Consider the following 16202-nt stretch of genomic DNA (forward strand, 5'->3'; position numbering starts at 1 on the left):
TGTTGTACTGAGTAACGCAACGCCGCGTGCCCGGCCATGCTCGCCGGAAATTCGCAGGTGTTGGTTATCAATCTAGACGCTGGCGCATGATCGTGCCGAATGGCTGGATGATCGCCGCTGGTCGGATGGCCTCCAACCGCTGTGCGGCTTTGGTTAACTGGGGACAGAGGGCTCGATGCGGGAGGTGGCCCCATGCATCGTTTGGTCATCGAAGTGGATCAGCAGTTGTACAAGCTGCTGGAGAACGCGGCCCGGGCTCATCACCTGAGCCTTGAAGCAGAATGCCGGCGCAGGTTGGGTAGCGGCGAAGTACATTCGCGCTATCTCCAGGCCTTGTTGGCTGAGTTGCGCGCCGAGGAAGAGCAGCGGCGCGCCAAGTGAAGCCGATCAGATGGCCTGAATTACTTGTTCTTTTTACTGCCAGCCGCGCAGCTGGCGGCATCGAACGCTTGATCCATGACCGGGCTATTGCTCTTGTACACGGTAAAGCGATAGACCAGCACCGCGCCTCTGGACAGCAGGTTGCGATAGCCGTTGTTCCTGCACACGCTGTCGCCGAGCTGGCTGCGCACCTGTTGCGGGTTGGACTGCATACGCTCGGCATGTTCCTGACGCACGCTCAGGTGATTGATCAGCGCCTTGCCTTCAACGGTGTAGCCCTGATCGAGGATGTCTTCGTTGATCGCACGCGGGGTGCCAACGCTGCTTTCCTTGGCGACCTTCTGCAGCAACTGGTTCAGCTCGTAGTCCTGCTTGGAAGCCGCCTGGGCCGCCAGGGGCAGGGTGAGCAGAAGGCTCAGGGTCGGGACGATAAGACGCAGCATGAATCTCTCCTGGTTCGATGACTGGCGCTTTGACCTGCGCCGGCGGGCGGCGTTCCATCAAACCTCGCGTGCGCGGGGTTAATCCAGGCCGCCAAAGCGCCAATTATAAGGGAGCCGCTGGCACACCTGCACGGCAAATGACCTGCGCTCTGGTAGACTGTCGCTTTATTCGCCCCGAGTTGTCGAAGTGCCCATTCCTTCCCTGTCCCCAGGCTTGCCGTCATGAGTCACGCGGTCGCGCGCCTGCGCGCCGAGCGTCTGGCGCGCAGCATCAAACCCTTCGTTGCGCGTGGTTCGCGAGCGGTACGCTGCAACGATTGCCGAGTGATCGCCAGCCATTGCCTGTGCGCCTTGAAGCCCAAGGTCAATGCCAATGCTGGCGTATGCCTGCTGATGCATGACACCGAGCCACTGAAACCGACCAACACCGGTTGGCTGATTGCCGATCTGGTCGAAGACACCTCGGCGTTCGGCTGGCAGCGCACGGCGGTCGACCCAGGCTTGCTGGCGCTGCTCGATCAGCCGCAATGGCAGCCCTATATCGTCTTCCCTGGCGAGTTCGTCGCCCAGGAGCGCGTGGTCAGTGAAGTCAGCTTGGCGCCGGGCAAGCGGCCGCTGTTCATCTTGCTCGACGCGACCTGGACCGAGGCGCGCAAGATGTTTCGCAAAAGCCCCTACCTGGATCGCTTCCCCGTCCTCAGCCTTGAGGCCGAGCAGATGTCGCGCTACCGCCTGCGCCGCTCCAAGCGCGATGACCACTTCTGCACCGCGGAAGTAGCGGCGATGTGCTTGGATCTGGCAGGTGATGGCCAGGCCTCGCAAGCCCTGGATGCTTACCTGGATGTGTTCAGCCTGCATTACTTGAGTGCCAAGCGCCATTTGCCGCTGGACATGCAGGATGACCCTCATCAACGTTTGCATACCTTCCTATAGTCCAAGGGGCAGGGATGGCATATTGGTTCATAATGACCACGCTGGCAGCCAGGGTGGGCGGGTACGGCGGGCTTGACCACCCGGACCGTGCTCGGCATTCTTGGCGCCGTTTCGGGCACGACGAAGCTGCTGTTACCCCGGACTTCGCCGTGCCTTACCGGCCGGCGGCCCTGCCGTTCGCGCCTTGAGTTGCCTGTCAGGCGGCGCACCTATCCCTCACGCGCCTGGCACAGAACAGGATCAACAGATCGATGGCCACTTACGAAATCCTGATTGCCGATGACCACCCGCTGTTTCGCAGCGCCCTGCGCCAAGCCGTTACCCTCGGCCTTGGCCCGGATGTACGCCTGGTAGAAGTGGCGAGCATCGCCGAGCTGGAAACCCGCCTGACCGAAAAGTCCGACTGGGACCTGGTCCTGCTCGACCTGAACATGCCGGGGGCTTATGGCTTCTCCGGGCTGGTCCTGCTGCGCGGGCAGTACCCGCAGATTCCGGTGGTGATGGTGTCGGCCCAGGAAGAGGCCGCGGTGGTGGTCAAGTCGCGCGAGTTCGGCGCCAGCGGCTTCATTCCCAAGTCGAGCCCGCTGGAGGTGATCCAGGACGCCGTGCAGAAGGTACTCGACGGCGAGGTGTGGTGGCCGCCGCAGGCCTTTGACAAGGTCGATGTCTCGCCTGAAGCCAAGGCCGCCAGCGAGGGCCTGGCCAGCCTGACTCCGCAGCAGTTCCGCGTGCTGACCATGGTCTGCGAAGGTTTGCTGAACAAGCAGATCGCCTATGAGCTGAGCGTCTCGGAGGCGACCATCAAGGCCCACGTGACGGCGATCTTCCGCAAACTCGGCGTACGTACCCGAACCCAGGCCGCGCTGCTCTTGCAACAGCTTGAATCAGTTGCCAGCAGCTAAAGCGCGTGAACTTCACGCTTTTTTGACCCGTATTCCTATAGCCTGCTGGCCTTTCATCGGTGAAGTGACGCACATGTCGCCATTCAAGGGCCAGACCGGCCTCAAACGTATCTTCAACGCCGCCGGCTACTCGCTGGACGGCCTGCGCGCTGCCTTCAAGGGCGAAGCCGCTTTCCGCCAGTTGGTCCTGCTCAATGTGCTGCTGATCCCGACCGCGTTCTGGCTGCCGGTCAGCCGCGCCGAGCGAGCCATCATGATCGCCGTGTGCATGCTCGGCTTGGTCGTCGAGTTGTTCAACTCGGCGGTTGAGGCTGCTATCGACCGCATCTCGCTGGAGCGCCACCCACTGTCGAAGAACGCCAAAGACATGGGTAGCGCTGCGCAGCTGGTGTCACTGGTCATGGTGGCGCTGGTCTGGGGCGTGATCCTGCTCTAGGCGATTGGTGGCAATACGATCTCGTCACTGCGCCTTACCCCGGCGGTGAAGCTGCGGCACAGTTCCAGGAACTCGCGCATGGCGGAAGTCTGGTACTTCTGCTTGTGCCAGATGAAGTAGAACTGGCGCGACAGGTCTAACTCGGGCGTTTCCACCGGCACCAGGCTGCCGCGGCGAAACGCATCGCGTAGGGCCAGGCGCGAGATGCAACCGATACCCAGGCCTGACTCAACGGCGCGCTTGATCGCCTCGGTGTGCTCCAGCTCCAGGCGAATGTTGAGGTTGGCGCGCTGGTGGCGCATTTCCTGGTCGAATGTCAGGCGAGTGCCGGAGCCCTGCTCGCGCAGGATCCACGCTTCCTGGGACAGCGTTTCGATGTCCGCCCGGCCGAGCTTGGCCAAGGGATGCTGCGGCGCACAGAACACCACCAGCTCGTCCTCAACCCAGGGTTGCACTTCAAGATCGGGATGGTTGCAATCGCCTTCGATCAGACCCAAATCAATTTCGTAGTGGGCTACCTGTTGCACAATGTGCGCAGTGTTCTGCACATGCAGCTTGACCTGGCTTTCTGGGTGCACCTGCATGAAGCTGCCGATCAGCAGGGTAGCGAGGTAGTTGCCGATGGTCAGGGTGGCGCCGACCGAGAGTGAGCCAAAGCCGGACTTGCCATTGAGCAGGTCTTCGATCTCCTTGGCCTGGTCGAGCAGGGCAACGGCCTGGGGCAGCAACTGATGGCCCAGGGCGTTGAGGCTCAGGCGTTTACCGGCGCGGTCGAACAGCTGGCAGCTGGACTGGCGCTCCAGTTCAGTAATCGAGGTACTAGCGGCCGATTGCGACAACGCCAGCACCCCGGCGGCTTTGGACACGCTTTGGTGCTGAGCCACGGCGACGAACACTTGAAGCTGGCGTAAGGTGAATCGCATATCTATATAACCGATAAGACATATCTTGATAATCCATTTAACAGATATTGTCGCTGCCCCTAAACTATCGCGCAACTGTGCGCTTGGTCCGCGCTGCGTATTTCTTCAGGAGTCACCTTAGATGAGCAACATGAACCACGAACGTGTCCTCAGTGTTCACCACTGGAACGACACCCTGTTCAGCTTCAAGTGCACCCGTGATCCGGGCCTGCGCTTCGAGAACGGTCAGTTCGTGATGATCGGCCTGCAGCAGGAGACCGGTCGTCCGCTCATGCGCGCCTACTCCATCGCTTCGCCGAACTGGGAAGAGCATCTGGAATTCTTCAGCATCAAGGTGCCAGACGGTCCGCTGACCTCCCAGCTGCAGCACCTGAAGGAAGGCGACGAGATCATCATCAGCAAGAAGCCAACCGGCACCCTGGTTCTCGATGACCTGAACCCGGGCAAGCACCTGTACCTGCTGAGCACCGGCACTGGCCTGGCGCCGTTCATGAGCGTCATCCAGGACCCAGAAACCTACGAGCGTTTCGAAAAGGTGATCCTGGTTCACGGCGTACGCTACGTCAACGAAGTGGCGTACCGCGAGTTCATCACCGAGCACCTGCCGCAAAACGAGTTCTTCGGTGAGGCGGTGCGTGACAAGCTGATCTACTACCCGACCGTGACCCGTGAGCCGTTCGAGAACCAAGGCCGTCTGACCGACCTGATGCGCAGCGGCAAGCTGTTCAGCGACATCGGCCTGCCACCGATCAACCCGCAAGACGACCGCGCCATGATCTGCGGCAGCCCGAGCATGCTCGACGAAACCAGCGAAGTGCTCGACAGCTTCGGCCTGAAGATTTCGGCGCGTATGCGTGAGCCGGGTGACTACCTGATCGAGCGTGCTTTCGTCGAGAAGTAAGGCGAAAGCAGCAAAAGAAAACGCGAGCTTTGGCTCGCGTTTTTTTATGCCTTAATTGTGCTGCCTGCACTGGCCTCATCGCGGGACAAGCCCGCTCCCACGTTGGTTGCAGCGCTCGTGGGTGCGGGCTTGTCCCGCGATAGGGCCAGTACAGGCAGCGGATCAGCAGTCGAGCGCTACTTCCAGCACCCGAATCCGATCGGTCTGCGGATAATGCCAGCGCACCTGCACATCCCAGAACTTGACCCCATACACCCGCTCAACCGGCGGCACTTGATAGGCCGGACGCGGATCCTGCGCCAGGCACTGCTCGATCAGCTCCACCAGCGGCTCGCCAAGGCGCTGGGCGTGCTCGCCTGCCTGAAGCAGGGCGCTGTCGGTCCAGTCCACGGCAATCGCCACAGGGGCGCCGTCGGCCATCAGGTTGCTGGCGCCGCTGACGCTGTCGGCGTAGGGCACGTACGGCTTGATATCCAGTACCGGGGTGCCGTCAAGTAGATCGATCCCCGACAGCAGCAAACGCCCCGGCTCAACACCCTCAAGGCGGACCACCGACTGACCGATGCCATTGGGGCGATGGGTGGCGCGGGTGGCGAACACACCCATGCTCTTGTTGCCGCCCAGGCGCGGCGGACGCACCTTCAACCGCGGTTTGTCTTCCAGGGCCTGATGGAACAGGAACAACAGCCAGACGTGGCTGACTTGTTCCAGGCCCGCCACGGCATCGCCCTGGTCGAACGGCGGCAACAGCTCGAGCACGCCACGCGCAGCCGGGGCCAGCTGTGGCTGGCGCGGGATGGCGAACTTTTCCTTGAAGCAGGAACGCACGATGCCGACGGGCGAAACCGTATGCTGCATGACCACTCAGCCGCGCACGCGCAAGGTCAGGCCCTTGAGGAAGTTGCGCAGCAGCTGATCGCCGCAGGGGCGATAGTTCTCATGGCCGACCTTGCGAAACAGTGCGCTGAGCTCAGGCTTGGTCACCGGGAAATTGACCGACTTGAGAATGGCGTGCAGGTCTTCTTCCTTGAGCTCGAACGCCACCCGCAGCTTCTTGAGGATGGTGTTGTTGGTCACCGGCAGCTCCAGTGGCTGCGGCGCGCGGCTGTCATCGCGGCCACGGCGATGAATCACCAGGCCATCGAGAAAGTGCGCCATGACCTCATCTGGGCAGCGCACGAAGCCGGGTTCTTCTTCCTTCTTCATGTAGCTGGCGACTGCTTCGGTGGACACTGCCAAGCCAGACAACTCGATGATCTTGGCGATCTTCGGGTCATTGAGCTTGAGCATGTAGCGCACGCTGCGCAGGACGTCGTTGTGGTTCATTGCGGCAAATCCTGTTCAATGCCACGCACAGGCTGCGCGGCGGTATCGCTTAGAAACGTTCGGTAACGGCGACGTAGCGCCATTGGCCCAGGGCCAACTTGCCCATCGCCACACCGCCCAGGCGGATCCGACGCATGCTGACGATCTCCAGCCGCAGGCTGGCACACAGTTCGCTGATCTGGCCGGGCTGGGGGTTCTTCAAGGCCAGTCGCAGGTGGGTCTCGTTCTGCCAGCTGGCCTTGGCCTTGGGCAGTTCGCGGTCATTGCGGGTGATGCCCCGGGCCAGGCGCTCTAGCGCTTGCGGGGTGGCCTCGCCACGTACCTCGATGATGTATTCCTGCTCCAGCTTGCGCAGGTCTCGTTCGATCTTGCCGGTTACCCGCCAGTCCTGGGTGAACAGCTGCAGGCCAGTCGCCCCGCGCTCCAGCGGTGCGACACAGGCCAGCCGGGCAAAGTGGCCGTGCAACGGCCGCACGTCCTGGCTGTGGGCTTGGCTGAGGTTGTCCATGCCAATGCTGGCGCGGGCGCTTTCAGCGTCCATACCGGCAGGCTGGTTGATCAGCAGGGTGACCGGCTCCAGCGCCTCGGCGCGGGCGCCAGGGAGCAGGGCGACCTGCTGGCCGTCGATCTTGAACTGGGGCTGTTCGACCACTACGCCATCGACTGTCACCCAGCCGCCCTCGATGTACTGCTCGGCCTCGCGGCGGGAGCAGCCGAGTTGCTCGATGAGGCGTTTGGACAGGCGCACGGGTTCAGACATGGAGACGATTCGCTAAAGGCAGGGAAAGACCGGCCATTGTACCTGCCAAGACGTGCTTGGGGCTGGGAATCTGTACCATTTGCCCTGTTTCCTAGCGGGGTTGCTCGCGTTTGCGCGGCTGTAATTGCAGATGCAGCAGAGGGTAGGGCTGGCCAAGACCATCGGTAGCCGAGCGTCCGACAATTTCGAAGCCTTCATGCAGGTAGAAGCCCAGCGCTTGCGGGTTCTGCTCATTGACGTCCAGCCGTTCGGCGTTCAGCTCATCGATGGCGTAGTGCAGCAGACGCTTGCCGACCCCTTTGCCACGCTGCTCGGGGGCGACGAAGAGCATATCGACGCGGCCGTTGGCCACCCCGGCAAAACCAAGGATGCGCCGGGCGTTGTCCTTGCAGCAGATCAGCATTACTGCATCCAGGTACTGACGCAGGACATGCTCACGCAGCAGCAGGATGTAGGCATCGGGCAGGAAGTCATGGGTGGCGCGAACCGAGGCTTCCCAGACTCGAACCAGCTCGGGGTAGTCGCTTACATGCGGGGTTTGCAGCGTCAATGCCGAGCGCATCCCTGTGATCCTCCGAGTGCGTTGTCTCGATCGCCGCCTCTGCGGGAGGCGGCAGGCCTGGCGGCCCTCTCATGAACCATAGATGCAAAAAAAAGCCCCGCCAGTTGGCGTACGCTGCTCACTCAAGACATGTGTCGTCTGCTTTGGGGCCGCTTTGCAGCCCTTCGCGGGCAAGCCCGCTCCTACAGTGATTGCGCTGTTCTCTGATCAAGCGCTCTACCTGTGGGAGCGGGCTTGCCCGCGAGGGGCTGCAAAGCAGTCCCAAAACCTTAAGTGAACAGCATTACGCCAGTTGGCGGGGCTCGCGGTGGGGAAAAGCCTCAGACAGGCTCAGCCCACATATCGTATTCGTCGGCATCGACTACGCGGCAACGGACCTTGTCGCCGGGCTTGAAGCCATGGTCGCCGTCGATGAACACGCTGCCGTCGATCTCGGGCGCATCGAAGAAGCTGCGGCCAACCGAGCCTTGTTCCTCGACCTCATCGATCAGCACTTCGATCTCTTTGCCGATGCGCAGCTGCAAGCGCGCGGCGCTGATCGCCTGTTGATGGGCCATGAAACGGTCCCAGCGGTCTTGCTTGATGTCGTCCGGCACTTCGTCCAAGCCCAGGTCGTTGGCCGGGGCGCCTTCGACTGGGGAGTACTGGAAGCAACCAACGCGGTCGAGCTGGGCTTCGGTCAGCCAGTCGAGCAGGTATTGGAAGTCTTCTTCGGTTTCGCCTGGGAAGCCGACGATGAAGGTCGAACGGATCACCAGCTCAGGGCACTGCTCGCGCCAGTTCTTGATTCGCGCCAGGGTGCGGTCTTCGAACGCTGGGCGCTTCATCGACTTGAGCACTTTCGGGCTGGCGTGCTGGAACGGGATGTCCAGGTACGGCAGGATCTTGCCGGCCGCCATCAGCGGGATCACGTCGTCGACGTTGGGGTAGGGGTAGACGTAGTGCAGGCGCACCCAGGCACCCAGGCTGCTCAGGGCCTCGCACAGCTCGAGCATGCGCGTCTTGACCGGGCGGCCGTTCCAGAAGTCGGTCTTGTACTTGACGTCGACGCCATAGGCGCTGGTGTCCTGGGAGATCACCAGGATCTCCTTGACGCCGGCCTTGACCAGGCGCTCGGCCTCGCTCAGCACTTCACCTACCGGACGGCTGACCAGTTTGCCGCGCATCGATGGAATGATGCAGAAGCTGCAGCTGTGGTTGCAGCCTTCGGAAATCTTCAGGTAGGCGTAGTGACGTGGGGTCAGCTTGACGCCTTGAGGTGGCACCAGGTCGATCAGCGGGTTGTGGTCCTGGCGCGGGGGCACCACTTCGTGCACGGCGTTGACTACCTGCTCGTACTGCTGCGGGCCGGTCACCGACAGCACGCTTGGGTGCACGTCACGGATACTGCCTTCCTCGACACCCATGCAGCCGGTGACGATGACCTTGCCGTTTTCCTTGATCGCTTCGCCGATCACTTCCAGCGACTCGGCCTTGGCGCTGTCGATGAAGCCGCAGGTGTTGACCACCACTACGTCGGCGTCCTCGTAGGTCGGCACGACTTCATAGCCTTCCATGCGCAGCTGGGTCAGGATGCGCTCGGAATCGACCAATGCCTTCGGGCATCCGAGAGAGACAAACCCTACCTTCGGCGTGGTAGGAGCGGGGGTGGTGGACATAGCTAACCTCGGCATTGAAAGCGGTTGCCCTGGCGGTGGCGAGGGCAATCCCGACGGGCGCTTTCGGCGCCTCTGATCAAAAAGTGCGCAATTCTAGCGAGCGCAAGGTCGCTTGACCAGCAGAAAAGCGACGAACGCTGCGCTAAGCTTGGCGCCATTGCCTGCCGGTATCTGCGACGTATCTGCGATGCCTTGGCAGGCGTGCCAATTCTATCGGTCCGACGAGGCCGTCTGCGGGAGTTGTCGATGGTTCAGGCAAGCAGTCACGCCGAAGGCGGGCAGGGCGCGGCACGGCCGCTGAGCCTGCTGGTGGCAGCTGTTGGGGTGGTCTATGGCGATATCGGCACCAGCCCGCTGTACACCCTCAAGGAAGTCTTCTCCGGCGGTTACGGGGTGCCGGTCAACCATGATGGGGTGCTAGGCATCCTGTCGTTGATCCTCTGGTCGTTGATCTGGGTGGTGTCGGTCAAGTACGTGACCTTCATCCTACGTGCCGACAACCAGGGCGAAGGTGGCATCATGGCCCTGACCGCCTTGGCCCGGCGGGCTTCGGCGCCGTATCCGAAGTTGCGCATGCTGATGGTCGGCTGCGGCCTTATCGGCGCCTCATTGTTCTATGGCGACAGCATGATCACCCCGGCGGTGTCGGTGTTGTCGGCGGTAGAGGGGATGGGGCTGGCCTTCGATGGCATTGACCATTGGGTGGTGCCGATTGCCGTGGTGGTGCTGGTGGCGCTGTTTCTGGTGCAAAAGCACGGGACGGCGAAGATCGGCATTCTGTTCGGCCCGGTGATGGTGACCTGGTTCCTGGTCCTGGCGGCGTTAGGCCTGCATGGGATTTCCCATAGCCCGGAAGTGCTCAGAGCCTTCAATCCGGCCTGGGCGGTGCGCTTCTTTATCGTTCATCCGGGCATGGGCGTGGCGATCCTTGGCGCGGTGGTGCTGGCGCTGACCGGTGCCGAGGCGCTGTATGCCGATATGGGCCATTTTGGCCGCAAGCCGATTGCTCGGGCTTGGTTCATCCTGGTGCTGCCGGCACTGGTGCTGAACTACTTCGGTCAGGGCGCGCTGTTGCTGCACGATCCTGAGGCAGCACGTAACCCGTTCTACCTATTGGCGCCGTCCTGGGCGCTGCTGCCTTTGATCGGGCTGGCCACCCTGTCCACGGTAATCGCTTCTCAAGCGGTCATTTCCGGGGCCTTCTCGCTCACCCGCCAGGCGATTCAGCTGGGCTACATCCCGCGGATGCAGATCCAGCACACCTCCAGCGATGAGCAGGGGCAGATCTATATCGGCGCAGTCAACTGGGCACTGATGGTGGCGGTCGTGCTGCTGGTGATCGGCTTCGAGTCGTCCGGCGCGCTGGCGGCAGCCTATGGTGTGGCAGTCACCGGCACCATGCTGATGACCACGCTATTGGTCTCGACGGTGATGCTGCTGTTGTGGAAGTGGCCACCGCTGCTGGCGGTGCCGATCCTGTTGGGGTTCTTGTTGGTCGACGCGCTGTTTTTCACCGCCAACCTGCCCAAGGTCGTGCAGGGGGGCGCTTTCCCGGTGCTCGCCGGCAGCGTGCTGTTCTTGCTGATGACCACTTGGAAGCGCGGCAAGCAAATTTTGGTGGAGCGCATCGATGAAGCGGCGCTGCCGTTGCCGGTATTTATCAGCAGCATTCGTGTGCAGCCGCCGCATCGGGTCGAAGGCACTGCGGTGTTTCTGACCGCGCGGCCGGATGCAGTGCCCCACGCGCTGTTGCACAACATGCTGCACAACCAGGTACTGCATAGCCAGGTGGTGCTGCTGACGGTGGTCAGTGAGGACCGCCCGCGGGTGCCGGAACAGGAGCGCTTCGAAGTGGAGGCCTACGGCGATGGCTTCTTCCGAGTGTTGCTGCACTTTGGTTTCATGGATGAGCCGGATGTGCCCCAGGCACTCAAGCTGTGCCATCTGGAGGAGCTGGACTTCAGCCCCATGCGCACGACCTACTTCCTCAGCCGAGAGACGGTGATCGCCTCGCGGTTGGAGGGGATGGCGCGCTGGCGCGGCACGTTGTTCGCCTTCTTGTTGAAGAATGCCAACGGTAATCTGCGCTTCTTCAATTTGCCGTTGAACCGGGTGATCGAGCTGGGGACCCAGGTCGAGATTTGAACGCTGCGTGGGTTGTGTCAGTTCAGGCCTCTTCGCGGGCAAGCCAGCTCCCACAAGATTCCCTGTATGGGCGGGCTTGCCCGCGAAGAGTCCTGAACTGACACAGCAGCACTGTTTTTTTCTGCTTTCGATCAGTTCTGCTCAGCGACGCTCGATTTGCCCTGACGTGTCTCGATCTCGCCGATCAAGCGCTTGGCCAGCGCCGGGTAGTTCTCATCGAAATGATGCCCGCCCGGTAGCTTCAGGCGCTCGCCGACGGCGGTGTGATCGGTACAGCCACTCTCGTCGCTTTCTTCGACACCATAGATGCACACCACCTTGGCCGCCGGCATGCGGGCCATTTCCGGCCCGGTCGGCGCTTCCTGGCCTTCCTTGCCCAACCAGCCCTCGACTTCGATCTCAAAACTGCCACTGCGGGCGAAGGCCAGCAGGATCACCGCGTCGACCCGTTGCTGGTCTTCGGCTGGCAAGCGGTTGTAGATCGCTGGCAACACATCGGCGCCGAACGAGTAGCCGGTGAGCACGAAGCGCTTGGTACCCCATTTCTGCCGATAGTGCTGCATCAACTCGGACAGGTCGGCAGCGCTTTGCTCGGGCGTCTTGTGCTGCCAGTAGTAGCGCAGGGTATCGATACCCACCACGGGGTAGCCGAGCTTGGCCATCTCGCCGGCGACATCGCGATCGAGGTCACGCCAGCCGCCGTCACCGGAGAGGAACAGGGTCACGGTATCGGTGGTTTGGCCCGCCGGCACTTCTACCACTGGGATACTCAAGGCATTGCCGTCATGGCCGACCAGGGCTTGGGTCAGCTGGCTCTTGAGCACTTGTGGCAGGTGGATGTCGTAGTCACTGATGCTGGTCTCGGCGTTGGCCTGGTCACGCACGAAGGCAGCGCTGGCGTCGTCCGGGTTGTCGTTCCAGGCCACGTTCCAATGGCCGTGGGCAGCAGCCTTGGGCAGTGCCGGGCAGCCGGGTTGTTCGAGGTTGAAGTCAACCGAGATGGCGCGCGCCTTGTCGTCGCGTTGGCTGGCCAGCCAACGCCAGGCCTGGGCACCGCCAGGGCCGATGCCTGCCACCAGGGTGGGCGCAGCGGACAAATGGCTGATGGCCTGGTCCAGGGCCTGTTGCTGCTTGGCGCAGTCATTGGGTGGCAGGATCACTTGCACCAGTTGCGCCTCACCGGCCTGGCTCAGGTCGAGCAACTGCTTATCGCTCAGTACTTGATCTTCAGGTACGCCGATGGCCACGCGGGCTTTGGCGTGCACACCGGGGGTGGCACGAACCAGGCTGCTGCCATCGCTCAGCGCCAGGTGCTCAATGTGCGCCTCCGGCGCTGGGCGGGTCCACAGCCAGAACCCTACTGCCGCAGCCGCCAGGGCCACCAGCAAGGCAATCAATACGTACTGCCAATAGCGTCGGATCATCAACGTTTCACCAATCCAGTCAGGCCGCCCGCGATCAGGGCGGCAGTGTCGGCCAGCGCCACCAGCGGGTCGAGCCCGGCTGGCACAGCCATGTAACGAGGTTCCCAGTCCGGCTGGAACTTGTCCTTGAAGCGCCGCAGGCCCTGGAAGTTGTAAAGCTGCTCGCCGCGCTGGAACACCATCGAACCCAGGCGTTGGGTCAAGGGGGCGCCACGCCGTGGCTGCAGACCGGAAAGCGGCACCATGCCGAGGCTGAAGCGCCCGTAATCATGGCTTTTGTAATGCAGGATCAGGCCGATCATCATGAATTCCATGGTCAGCTTCGGCGCCTCCGGGTGCGCCCGCATCAGATCGAGGCTGGCCAGCTCGTTGCTGTGCGTTTCCAGCAGGTTGGCAAACGCTACCGGGCGGCCTTGGAAGCGAATCAGGGCGATCCGAAAGTGCTGCAGATAGTCGGGGCTGAAGCGCCCGAGCGAGAAGCCTTTCTCGCGTACGTTCTTGCCTTGCAGCCAGGCGTCGGAGATCTGCTTGAGTGCTTCAAGTGGCGCTTGGCCGGGTTCGTGTAGCTCAAGGGTCAAGCCATCACGGCCGCCGCGGTTCCAGGTGTAGCGCAGGTCTTTCATCTCCTTGCCCTTGGCCTCCAGGTCGAAGCGGCGCAGGTCGACCCGCGCTTCTTCGCCGAGCTTGAGCGCGGTCAGGCCGATGTCCATGTAGAACGGCAGGTTCTCTGCGCGCACCTGGTAGAACACCGGGCGGGCGTGGTGCAGGTCGCACAGGTCGCGGAACTGCCAGATCATCTCGGCACGCTCCTGGGCCGGGCCGATCGGGTCGTACAGGGCCACCAAGCTGCGCCCACGACGGGCATACATGATGAAAGCGTTGTCGTTGGGGTGGAACAACAGCGCCTTGTCGCCGGTCAGGGCCAGGCCACCGTCGGGCTGATCGGAGCTCAGCAGGATCTGCTTGGCGCGCTGTAGCTCGTGTTCATTGGGTAGGTGGATCACCGGCCTGGCAGTACGTAGCAGCCAAGTCAGGACCACGAACACCAGCAGTACCGCGCTGCCCATGGCTGCGCGCAGGCCGCGTGGGGCGTCGGCATCCAGGGTGAATTGCCACCATAACTGATGGCTGTAGGGAACATCTTGATAGGCAAACAGCAGCAGCCATACCGACGCGCCCACGACGCAGGCGCTGGCAACCAGGTAGACTGGCGAGAAAGGCAGCTCCAGCAAGCGGCTGGGTCGATAGAACGAGCGCCGGAACAACGCCAGCAGCGCTGCGGTAAAGGTCAGCACGCAGGCTTCTTCCCAGTCAAAGCCCTTGAGCAGCGACAGCAGCGCGCCGACCAGCAGCAGAACCGTAGTCAGCAGCCAGGCAGCGGACAGGCGTCGGCGCAGTCCTTGTGCCAGCAGCAGGCACAGTACGCCAATCAGGCTGGCGCCAAAGTGCGAGGCATCGATCAGCCGGTGCGGCACCAGGAACCCCAAGTGCTCCAGGCGTGTGTCGATCTCTGGAGTGGCACCAGAGAACAGCAGCACCACGCCAGACAGGAACACCAGGATGGCCAATACCGGCGCGGCCAGCCCTGAGGCGGCCTTGATCGCCTGCTGGGCCAGTAGCAAGCGTCGCGCCTCGTTGGCCAGCAGCAGCACGCAGGCCAGCAGCAGCGGTAGCACTACATAGATCAAGCGATACAGCAGCAGGGCAGCAGCCAGTGGCGCAGCTCCCAGTTGATCGGCGAAGGCCGCCAGCAGGATGGCCTCGAACACACCGACACCCCCCGGCACATGGCTGAGTACCCCAGCGGCCAAGGCCAGCAGGTAGACCAGCACAAAAGCGGCGAAGGGCGGTGCCTCGGGCAACAGCAGGTACAACACCGTGGCCGCGGCGGCGACATCTAGCGCAGTGATCAACAATTGCAGTGCCGCAAGGCGACCACTAGGCAGGCGCAAGGAGCGTCGGCCGAGCTGCACCAGCAGGCTGTCGCGCAAGGGTTGCTCGGCCAGGCGGCGGCGATACAGGCCAGCTACCAGCAAGGCGGTCAGGGTCAGCACCGCAATTGCAATGCCGGCCAGCCAACCTACCGGCATGCGCAGGGCAGTGGAGGCTGCGGGTAGATTGCTCAACGTCGCTAATGCGGCCAGCGGTGGCAGTGCACAGCCCAGCGAAAGGCTGGCGAAAACCGTCATCCGCGCAACCTCAGCAGCCCCCAGGCCTTGGCGGGCATACAGACGATAGCGCACCGACCCCCCGGAAAGCATCGACAGACCAATCGCATTGCCGATGGCGAAAGCGCTGAAGCCACCCAGCACCAGGGTGCGGGCAGGCAACTGCACGCCGGCATAGCGGCTGGCCGACCATTCGTAGCCGAGCAGAATGACGAAGCCCAGCACGGTCGCCAGCAGGGCGCCGAACAGCGATTGGCTAGGCACGCTGAGCATGGCGTCATGCAGCGCGTAGATGTCCAGCTCGCTGAGCAGATGGCGACAAGCAACCAAGGCCATGCCGAACAACAGCAGGGTCAATGCCAGGCCAATCGGTTGGCGGTAGCGGCTCAGCCGTTCAACCCAGGGCAGGCGTTGGGCAGCAACCGGCAGTGCCGCAGCCAGAGGCGTTTGAGGTTCGCAGTTGTGGGCGGTCATGCAGTACCTCGGGTGGACAGCGCGAGGTAGGGGGAAGGTGCGGCCAAGTGGAAGTCCCTTTGGAAAACGTATCCAGATGTTACTCCTGACGGAGTCGCTTTCAGCCGTTTGGCACGGTTAAAGATAGTTCATCCAGGCGGGGTGCCTGCCAGAGGGGAGGGGCGGAGGAGGGGCTTGACCGGCGGGGATACAAACCCTGAAAACAACAAACCCCGCACTGCTGAAAGCAGGCGGGGTTTGTTCTGACGAATATGGTTGCGGGAGCCGGATTTGAACCGACGACCTTCGGGTTATGAGCCCGACGAGCTACCAGGCTGCTCCATCCCGCGTCAGTGGGGCGCATTCTACGGATATCCACCGCGGCGTCAAGGTTAATCTTTGATTTGCGGTAAATTTCTGTCAGGCCATTTCGTAGTCAATAAAAAAGGCCACTGTATCAACAGTGGCCTTTTCTTGAATCTGGTTGCGGGAGCTGGATTTGAACCAACGACCTTCGGGTTATGAGCCCGACGAGCTACCAAGCTGCTCCATCCCGCGTCAGTGGGGTGCACTATACGGACATCTGCCGCAGAGTCAAACGTTAACCTTTGATTTCTCTAGATTTATTTCAGGTAAAGTTATTTACGGACAATGAAAAAGGCCACTGTCTAGACAGTGGCCTTTTTCTGAATCTGGTTGCGGGAGCCGGATTTGAACCGACGACCTTCGGGTTATGAGCCCGACGAGCTACCAGGCTGCTCCATCCCGCGCCTGTTGAGATGAATTC

The 16202-nt window shown here is 62.1% G+C and carries 15 protein-coding genes and 3 tRNA genes; 6 read left to right on the top strand and 12 right to left on the bottom strand.

The window, feature by feature from the left end; translation table 11 throughout:
- Positions 1–192 precede the first annotated feature (192 nt).
- The gene (locus ACI2JX_RS08190; protein WP_186555383.1) at positions 193–381 is read left to right on the top strand and encodes a hypothetical protein; all 189 of its coding nucleotides are present in this window, start codon (positions 193–195) and stop codon (positions 379–381) included.
- Between the two features lie 20 nt (positions 382–401).
- Here the strand turns inward: ACI2JX_RS08190 and ACI2JX_RS08195 are convergent, their stop codons facing one another.
- Entirely contained in the window at positions 402–824 is a 423-nt protein-coding gene (locus ACI2JX_RS08195; RefSeq protein ID WP_404689858.1) for a quorum-sensing-regulated virulence factor family protein, read from the bottom strand.
- A 222-nt stretch (positions 825–1046) separates the two neighbouring features.
- Between ACI2JX_RS08195 and ACI2JX_RS08200 the strand changes: the two genes are divergently transcribed.
- The 3 genes from ACI2JX_RS08200 (at position 1047) to ACI2JX_RS08210 (ending at position 3095) form a co-directional block, all read left to right on the top strand.
- Positions 1047–1757 carry a tRNA-uridine aminocarboxypropyltransferase gene (locus tag ACI2JX_RS08200; RefSeq protein ID WP_186555381.1) on the top strand — a complete coding sequence of 237 codons (711 nt, stop codon included), beginning with the start codon at positions 1047–1049 and terminating at the stop codon, positions 1755–1757.
- 251 nt (positions 1758–2008) lie between these two features.
- A complete protein-coding gene (erdR, locus tag ACI2JX_RS08205) occupies positions 2009–2659 on the top strand; it encodes a response regulator transcription factor ErdR (protein WP_264236136.1) in 651 nt (216 codons plus the stop codon).
- Between the two features lie 73 nt (positions 2660–2732).
- Positions 2733–3095 (top strand): diacylglycerol kinase, encoded by a 363-nt coding sequence (locus ACI2JX_RS08210; protein WP_186555379.1) that lies wholly within the window; start codon positions 2733–2735, stop codon positions 3093–3095.
- Here ACI2JX_RS08210 and finR read toward each other — a convergent pair.
- Positions 3092–4018, bottom strand: a complete 927-nt coding sequence (gene finR, locus ACI2JX_RS08215; protein WP_186555378.1) for a LysR family transcriptional regulator FinR — start codon at positions 4016–4018, stop codon at positions 3092–3094. The two genes, ACI2JX_RS08210 and finR, sit on opposite strands and share 4 nt — an antisense overlap.
- Positions 4019–4139: 121 nt before the next feature.
- Between finR and fpr the strand changes: the two genes are divergently transcribed.
- Positions 4140–4919, top strand: coding sequence for a ferredoxin-NADP reductase (gene fpr / locus ACI2JX_RS08220; RefSeq protein ID WP_186555377.1), 780 nt, complete (start codon positions 4140–4142; stop codon positions 4917–4919).
- A 162-nt stretch (positions 4920–5081) separates the two neighbouring features.
- Here fpr and tsaA read toward each other — a convergent pair whose 3' ends face one another.
- From tsaA to rimO, 5 genes are all read right to left on the bottom strand, one after another.
- Positions 5082–5777 (bottom strand): tRNA (N6-threonylcarbamoyladenosine(37)-N6)-methyltransferase TrmO, encoded by a 696-nt coding sequence (gene tsaA, locus ACI2JX_RS08225; protein ID WP_264236138.1) that lies wholly within the window; start codon positions 5775–5777, stop codon positions 5082–5084.
- A 6-nt stretch (positions 5778–5783) separates the two neighbouring features.
- Entirely contained in the window at positions 5784–6245 is a 462-nt protein-coding gene (locus tag ACI2JX_RS08230) for a DUF1456 family protein (protein WP_264236140.1), read from the bottom strand.
- A 49-nt stretch (positions 6246–6294) separates the two neighbouring features.
- Positions 6295–7005 carry an rRNA pseudouridine synthase gene (locus tag ACI2JX_RS08235; protein WP_404689859.1) on the bottom strand — a complete coding sequence of 237 codons (711 nt, stop codon included), beginning with the start codon at positions 7003–7005 and terminating at the stop codon, positions 6295–6297.
- Positions 7006–7096: 91 nt separating this feature from the next.
- Complete coding sequence (locus ACI2JX_RS08240; RefSeq protein WP_368971513.1) at positions 7097–7567, bottom strand: GNAT family N-acetyltransferase; 471 nt, start codon at positions 7565–7567, stop codon at positions 7097–7099.
- A 320-nt stretch (positions 7568–7887) separates the two neighbouring features.
- Positions 7888–9225 (bottom strand): 30S ribosomal protein S12 methylthiotransferase RimO, encoded by a 1338-nt coding sequence (rimO, locus tag ACI2JX_RS08245; protein WP_264236143.1) that lies wholly within the window; start codon positions 9223–9225, stop codon positions 7888–7890.
- Positions 9226–9471: 246 nt separating this feature from the next.
- Here rimO and ACI2JX_RS08250 point away from each other — a divergent pair, with 246 nt between their 5' ends.
- Positions 9472–11370, top strand: coding sequence for a potassium transporter Kup (locus ACI2JX_RS08250; protein ID WP_404689860.1), 1899 nt, complete (start codon positions 9472–9474; stop codon positions 11368–11370).
- Positions 11371–11501: 131 nt separating this feature from the next.
- Here the strand turns inward: ACI2JX_RS08250 and ACI2JX_RS08255 are convergent, their stop codons facing one another.
- From ACI2JX_RS08255 to ACI2JX_RS08275, 5 genes are all read right to left on the bottom strand, one after another.
- The gene (locus ACI2JX_RS08255) at positions 11502–12794 is read right to left on the bottom strand and encodes a virulence factor family protein (protein ID WP_404689861.1); all 1293 of its coding nucleotides are present in this window, start codon (positions 12792–12794) and stop codon (positions 11502–11504) included.
- The gene (mprF, locus tag ACI2JX_RS08260; RefSeq protein ID WP_404689862.1) at positions 12794–15436 is read right to left on the bottom strand and encodes a bifunctional lysylphosphatidylglycerol flippase/synthetase MprF; all 2643 of its coding nucleotides are present in this window, start codon (positions 15434–15436) and stop codon (positions 12794–12796) included. The genes ACI2JX_RS08255 and mprF overlap by 1 nt, the downstream gene beginning before the upstream one ends.
- Positions 15437–15688: 252 nt before the next feature.
- Positions 15689–15765: transfer RNA gene (locus ACI2JX_RS08265), tRNA-Met, on the bottom strand.
- Positions 15766–15896: 131 nt separating this feature from the next.
- Positions 15897–15973, bottom strand: a tRNA-Met gene (locus tag ACI2JX_RS08270).
- A 135-nt stretch (positions 15974–16108) separates the two neighbouring features.
- Positions 16109–16185, bottom strand: a tRNA-Met gene (locus ACI2JX_RS08275).
- Between the last annotated feature and the right edge of the window lie 17 nt (positions 16186–16202).

It is taken from the genome of Pseudomonas sp. NPDC088890, assembly GCF_044900155.1.
Lineage (GTDB): Bacteria > Pseudomonadota > Gammaproteobacteria > Pseudomonadales > Pseudomonadaceae > Aquipseudomonas > Aquipseudomonas urmiensis.

Coding starts and splice junctions, on each gene's coding strand:
- ACI2JX_RS08190 (WP_186555383.1), top strand. CDS start 193: ATGCATCGTTTGGTCATCGAAGTGGATCAGCAGTTGTACAAGCTGCTG.
- ACI2JX_RS08195 (WP_404689858.1), bottom strand. CDS start 824: ATGCTGCGTCTTATCGTCCCGACCCTGAGCCTTCTGCTCACCCTGCCC.
- ACI2JX_RS08200 (WP_186555381.1), top strand. CDS start 1,047: ATGAGTCACGCGGTCGCGCGCCTGCGCGCCGAGCGTCTGGCGCGCAGC.
- erdR (WP_264236136.1), top strand. CDS start 2,009: ATGGCCACTTACGAAATCCTGATTGCCGATGACCACCCGCTGTTTCGC.
- ACI2JX_RS08210 (WP_186555379.1), top strand. CDS start 2,733: ATGTCGCCATTCAAGGGCCAGACCGGCCTCAAACGTATCTTCAACGCC.
- finR (WP_186555378.1), bottom strand. CDS start 4,018: ATGCGATTCACCTTACGCCAGCTTCAAGTGTTCGTCGCCGTGGCTCAG.
- fpr (WP_186555377.1), top strand. CDS start 4,140: ATGAGCAACATGAACCACGAACGTGTCCTCAGTGTTCACCACTGGAAC.
- tsaA (WP_264236138.1), bottom strand. CDS start 5,777: ATGCAGCATACGGTTTCGCCCGTCGGCATCGTGCGTTCCTGCTTCAAG.
- ACI2JX_RS08230 (WP_264236140.1), bottom strand. CDS start 6,245: ATGAACCACAACGACGTCCTGCGCAGCGTGCGCTACATGCTCAAGCTC.
- ACI2JX_RS08235 (WP_404689859.1), bottom strand. CDS start 7,005: ATGTCTGAACCCGTGCGCCTGTCCAAACGCCTCATCGAGCAACTCGGC.
- ACI2JX_RS08240 (WP_368971513.1), bottom strand. CDS start 7,567: ATGCGCTCGGCATTGACGCTGCAAACCCCGCATGTAAGCGACTACCCC.
- rimO (WP_264236143.1), bottom strand. CDS start 9,225: ATGTCCACCACCCCCGCTCCTACCACGCCGAAGGTAGGGTTTGTCTCT.
- ACI2JX_RS08250 (WP_404689860.1), top strand. CDS start 9,472: ATGGTTCAGGCAAGCAGTCACGCCGAAGGCGGGCAGGGCGCGGCACGG.
- ACI2JX_RS08255 (WP_404689861.1), bottom strand. CDS start 12,794: ATGATCCGACGCTATTGGCAGTACGTATTGATTGCCTTGCTGGTGGCC.
- mprF (WP_404689862.1), bottom strand. CDS start 15,436: ATGACCGCCCACAACTGCGAACCTCAAACGCCTCTGGCTGCGGCACTG.